Consider the following 4,899-nt stretch of genomic DNA (forward strand, 5'->3'; position numbering starts at 1 on the left):
GGCCGACACCCCGAGCGGCGGACGGTTCCGGATGCTGGAGACGGTCCGCGAGTTCGGCGCGGCCGAGCGGACGAAGGCGCGCTGGCAGTCCTGTGCGCCGCCCCGGAACCGTTGCTCGCCGGTGTGGCCGAGGCGGTGGCCGGCTACCGGTGGGAGCGCGCCCGGGAGACGGAGCGGGCGACCGCCTCGGCGCGGCGGACGCTGGCGGCCGTCGAGGCGCTGCCGGTGCCCTGGCTGCGGGTGCTCGCGCTCGCCCGCCTCGGCGAACTGCACCTGCAGGGCGAGCGCGGCGCCGAGGCGCTGCCGCTGCTGCGTGCGGCGATGGCCGAGCTGGACCGGCTCGGCGACTGGAGCGACATGCTGGGCCTGCGCTGGGGCATGGTGATCGGCAGTCTGCAGGCCGGGGACCCGGACGGTGCCGAACACTGGCTGGAGCTGGCGGTGCGGCACCGGCCGGCCGATGCCGTCGACCTGCTCACCCCCGAGCTGGGCGCCCGGGCGGAGATCGCCCTCGCCCGGGGCGAGGTGCGGACCGGGCTGGCGCTGTGGCGGCGGTCCGTCGCCATGGTCGCGCGTGCCGCGGAGCCGCCCGCGGAACTGCTCGCCCGCGGTGCGGAGCCGCCCGCGGAGCCCCTCCCCGACCCGTCCTGGGCGCTGGAGCTGGTGGCGGCCTGCGTGGCCGCGCACGCCCGGCACGGCGAGCCGGACCGGGTGGCCGCCCTGGCCGCCGGACTCCCGGAGCGGCTGGCCGAACTGCTCGACCGGCCGGCCGCCCTGGTGGAGGGCCCGCTCGCCGGGGCGCTGCTGCTGGCACTCGGCCTGGCGGCGCTGGACCGGGGCGCCCGCGACGGCGATCCCGAGCGGACCAGGGCGGGCGTGCGGCTGGTCGTGCTGGCCGAGCGGTTCCGCTGCCTGCGCAACTTCCGGCCGACCATGGGCTCGGCGGAGGCCCGGGCCGAGGCCGAGCGGGCCGACCCGGGGGAGTGCCGTCGGGCGATCGCCGAGTACGGGGCGGCGGACCGCACCGCCCTGGCGGCCGAGGCCCGTCGGCTGGCGGGCGTCCGACCGTGCGGTCCGGACGCCTGAGACCCGGACCGCCGCGACGGCAGCCGCTCAGAGCCGCACCGGCAGCCGCAGCAGGTGGAAGCCGTCGGCCGGCCAGTGGCCGAACTCCAGCTCGTCCCGGGCGACCCCCAGCGCCGCCTCCGGCCGCCGGATCACCACCTGCTCCAGCACCACCGAGGTGACCAGCCGGCCGAGGGCCGCGCCCAGGCAGTAGTGCGCGCCGTGGCCGAACGCCAGGTGGCCGTCGCCACGTCCGAACTCCCGGGCGATGTCGAGGCGTTCGGGCGCCTCGCCGTACTCCTGCGGGTCGTGGTCGGCGGCCAGCAGGGCGACGGTGACCGGGTCGCCGGCGCGCAGCGCCGTCCCGGCGAACTCGAAGTCCTCGGCCGCGTACAGGGTCGCGCCGATCCGGACCAGGGTGATGTGGCGCAGCAGTTCGGGGACGGCCCGCTCCAGCAGCTTCGGCTCGGCGCGCAGCCGGGCCAGCTGGTCGGGGTGGTCGAACAGGGCGAGCAGGCCGTGGGCGAGGAACAGGGCGGGCGGGGTGATGCCGGTGTTGATCAGCAGGACGACGATCGAGATCAGGTCGTCCTCGTCCAGCGGCTGCTCGCCCTCGCGGGTGTCGTGCACCAGGGCGGAGACGAGGTCCTCGGTGCGCTCGGAGCGGCGGCGGGCGACCAGTTCCCTGACGTGGTCGACGATGCCGACCAGGCCCTCGATCATCCGGCTGCCGTCGCCGTACGCGAAGTCGCGGATCCAGTCGCAGACCCGGGGCCGGTCGGCCTCCTCGACGCCGACCAGCTCGCAGACCAGGTGGGTGGTCAGCGGGTAGGCGAACTCGCCCAGCAGGTCGGCCGGTTCGTCCCGGGCGGCGAGGCCGGCCAGCAGCTCGTCGGCGGTGCGCTCGACGAAGCCCCGCAGGGCGGCGATCCGGCGGGCGGTGAAGGCGCGGGTCAGCGGTGCGCGGCGGCGGGCGTGCTCCTCGCCGTCGAACAGCGCGAGGTGGCCGGAGAGGTACTTGGCGTACTCGGCCGGGAAGCCGTCGAAGGCGGCGGCCATCAGTTCGTCCTGCGGGTCGGATTCTGCGCCGGCCGGGGCGGCGATGCCCGTGCGGTCCCGGACCAGCCGCGGTTCGGTGAGGGCGGCCTTGACGTCGGCGTAGCGGGTGACCAGCCGGACCGGGGTGTCCAGGCCGGGCAGGACGACCTGGGGCAGTTCGCGCTGTCCGCGGAAGCGGGCGTAGGCGCCGGCGGGGTTCTCGATGTCCTCGGGGGTGAGCCGGACGGGGGTGGTGGTCATGCCGGGTGCTCCTTCAGCGCTCTGCCGCCTCGTGGCGGGCTTTCCGATGGCCAAAAGCTTGCCGGGGTCCGCCTTCAAGGCGGTTTCAGCACGGTTTCAGTCGCCCGGGGGCGGCGGGCCGGGCGGCGAGCCGGGTGGCGGGTCCGAGGACGAATCGAGCGGCAACGGATCGAGCAGTGGAATTGAACGCGTTCAGAAGAGTGGGCTAGGCTGGTTCCGAGGAGCCGAGGCACGAGGGGGAGCCCATGAAGGTCGTCATTCCCGGCGGATCGGGTGCGCTCGGGGCGCTGCTCGACCGGAGCCTGACCGCCGCCGGACACGAGGTCGTCGTACTGAGCCGCAGGCCCGCCGGGCCCCGGGAGGTCGGCTGGGACGGGCGGACCCTCGGCGCCTGGGCGGCGGAGATCGACGGCGCCGACGTCGTGCTCAACCTCGCCGGGAGCAGCATCAACTGCCGCTACACGGAGGCGAACCGGCAGGAGATGATGGACTCCCGGGTGCGGTCGACCCGCGTCGTCGGCGAGGCCGTCGCGGCCGCCCGCCGCCCGCCCGCGTCCTGGCTCCAGATGAGCACCGCCACCGTCTACGCCCACCGCCACGACGCCCCCAACGACGAGCGGGACGGCGTGATCGGCGGCAGCGAGCCCGACGCCCCGCCCGCCTGGCGGCACAGCATCGACGTCGCCCGGGCCTGGGAGCGTACCCAGGCGGAGGCCGACACCCCGCACACCCGCCGGGTCGCGCTGCGCACCGCCGCCGTCCTCGGCCCCGAACGCGGCGGCTCCCTCGACGCGCTCTCCTGGCTGGCCCGGCTCGGCGCCGGCGGCCCCGTCGCGGGCGGCGCCCAGTACGTCTCCTGGATCCACGAGCGGGACTTCGCCCGCGCCGTCGAGTTCCTGATCGCCCGCGAGGACCTCACCGGCCCGGTCAACCTCGCCGCCCCGAACCCGCTGCCCCAGCGCGAGTTCATGCGCGAGCTGCGGGCCGCCTGGGGCATGCCGCTGGCCCTGCCCGCCACCCGCTGGATGGCCGAGCTGGGCGCCTTCGCGCTGCGCTCCGACACCGAGTTGCTGCTGAAGAGCAGGCGCGTCGTCCCGACCCGCCTGCTCGACGCCGGCTTCGCCTTCGACCACCCGAGCTGGCCGGAGGCCGCCCGCAACCTCGTCCGGCGGCTGCGCGGGCGGTAGCCCGCCGTCGAAGCGCGGCGCCGAGGCTTCGTCACGGGGCCGTCACAGCTCTGCGCCGACGCTTGCCCGGGCCCGGCGGCTCCCGGGAGCGTGGAGCCACACACCGGGGACAGCAGGGGGCGGGATGCGGACGGTACGGCTGGCGTTCTTGCGGCAGTGGGGAGGCAACATCGGGATCGGCCTCGCGCTGGCCGTGGTGGCCATGCTCGCGCTGGTCGGATCCGGTGCCACCGGCCCGGGCGAGGCCACCCTGATCGGGGCGCTGATCGCCGTCACGGTGGCCGTCGCGGTGCCGCACACCTGCTGGCTGCGGGAGGACGAGCAGGGCCTCACCCTGGTCCGGCTGCTGGTTCCGCGCCGCTACCCCTGGTCGGAGATCCGCGGCCTGGCCATGGAGTTCGGGGAGGAGGTCGAGACCAGCGGCCACCACGTCACCCTGCGGCTGCGCCTCGCGGACCCGCCGGGCCGATTCTGGGGCCCGCAGCTCGGCCGGATCGACGTCACCGGGGACGACCTGCCGCGCGGCACCGAACCGCGCGCCCTCGCCGAGCTGTTCGCCGTGTTCGGCCGGCGCGGACTTCCCGTCGACCGGCCGGAGTTCGCGAACGAGGTGCTCCACGTCCGCGGGCTGCCGCCGCTGCCGTCCCGGCCGGTGCGCACCGTGCCGGCCGGGCCTGTGCCCACGGCGGCCCAGGCCTACGCGGACGCCCCGGGCGTCGAGGAGGAGGGGAAGGACCTGGCCGCCAGCCGCAGCACCGCCAAGAGCCCGCCCCGCAAGCGGCGGCGAGTACCTGCTGCGCACCGCCGCCCGGGCCGACCGCCTGGCGCTGGCGGACGGTGACGAGGACACGGGGCAGGTCGTGGGGGCACGGATCGCGGCCGGGAACCTGACCGAGCACGACGGCGTCACCGCCGACGGCGACGACGCGCGCGCATACGTCCGCCAGCAGTACCTGGACTGGCGCCGGACCTCCGCCCGAGTGCGGCGCGGAGAGCGAAGCAGATGATCCGTGAGCATTTCTGACGATACGTCATCCTGTGCGGACCCGGACTTCCGTGCGCGGGAGGCGGGCGTGCCCGGACGCGTGGGTGCGAGTGCGAACGGCATGCTAGCTTCCCGGCATGGGGCGATGCAGGGCGCGTGGGGTGGCGGCACGGTCGGCGGTCGAGGGGATGCGGGAGCTCGCGGGGGCGGGGTTGACGGCTTCGGAGGTCTTCCGGCGGGCGGATGAACTGCTGCGCCCGGTGCTGGAGTTCGACGCGGTGTGCTGGCACACGGCGGACCCCGCCACCGGGCTGGTGAACTCGGTGCAGAGCGAGGACCTCGCCCTCGACGAGTTCGAGCACG

The 4,899-nt window shown here is 75.9% G+C and carries 4 protein-coding genes and 1 pseudogene; 4 read left to right on the plus strand and 1 reads right to left on the minus strand.

Translation table 11 applies throughout. The features are described from left to right. A pseudogene (locus ACFWJ4_RS40800) lies at positions 1-1,086 on the plus strand (hypothetical protein); the annotation flags it as partial. Positions 1,087-1,113: 27 nt separating this feature from the next. Here ACFWJ4_RS40800 and ACFWJ4_RS40805 read toward each other — a convergent pair. Then, a complete protein-coding gene (locus ACFWJ4_RS40805) occupies positions 1,114-2,364 on the minus strand; it encodes a cytochrome P450 (protein WP_380554318.1) in 1,251 nt (416 codons plus the stop codon). 245 nt (positions 2,365-2,609) lie between these two features. On the opposite strand from ACFWJ4_RS40805, the gene ACFWJ4_RS40810 reads away from it, so the two are divergent. From ACFWJ4_RS40810 to ACFWJ4_RS40820, 3 genes are all read left to right on the plus strand, one after another. Next, positions 2,610-3,551: a TIGR01777 family oxidoreductase gene (locus ACFWJ4_RS40810; protein WP_380554321.1), complete on the plus strand. Its 942-nt coding sequence runs from the start codon at positions 2,610-2,612 to the stop codon at positions 3,549-3,551. 124 nt (positions 3,552-3,675) lie between these two features. Next, the gene (locus ACFWJ4_RS40815) at positions 3,676-4,392 is read left to right on the plus strand and encodes a hypothetical protein (RefSeq protein ID WP_380554324.1); all 717 of its coding nucleotides are present in this window, start codon (positions 3,676-3,678) and stop codon (positions 4,390-4,392) included. Positions 4,393-4,411: 19 nt separating this feature from the next. After that, positions 4,412-4,558: a hypothetical protein gene (locus tag ACFWJ4_RS40820; protein ID WP_380554327.1), complete on the plus strand. Its 147-nt coding sequence runs from the start codon at positions 4,412-4,414 to the stop codon at positions 4,556-4,558. The last annotated feature ends 341 nt before the right edge of the window (positions 4,559-4,899 follow it).

The organism is Kitasatospora sp. NPDC127067, assembly GCF_042724755.1.
Lineage (GTDB): Bacteria > Actinomycetota > Actinomycetes > Streptomycetales > Streptomycetaceae > Kitasatospora > Kitasatospora lactacystinica.